Origin of the sequence: Acinetobacter sp. 22512, from assembly GCF_052044755.1 — a bacterium.
GTDB classification, from domain to species: Bacteria; Pseudomonadota; Gammaproteobacteria; order Pseudomonadales; family Moraxellaceae; genus Acinetobacter; species Acinetobacter pittii.
Map to the genome: position 1 here is coordinate 254 of NZ_JBQENP010000047.1, position 210 is coordinate 463.

At 63.3% G+C, this 210-nt stretch carries 1 protein-coding gene; it reads left to right on the forward strand.

Annotation, left to right across the window (positions count from 1 at the left end):
* The coding region (locus tag ACTJJG_RS19025) for a hypothetical protein (RefSeq protein WP_440609000.1) at positions 1 to 210 on the forward strand (210 nt) is incomplete at both ends.

Below are 210 nucleotides of genomic sequence, written 5' to 3' on the forward strand. Positions count from 1 at the left end.
GCTCAGGTGGTCGAGGCCGAGGTCGCAGTCGTGATGACGATGATGATGACGATCGCGGAGGCCGTTCAGGCGGACGAGGTCGAGGTCGCAGTCGTGATGACGATGATGATGACGATCGTGGTGGCCGCTCAGGTGGTCGAGGCCGAGGTCGCAGTCGTGATGACGATGATGATGACGATCGTGGTGGCCGCTCAGGAGGCCGAGGCCGAG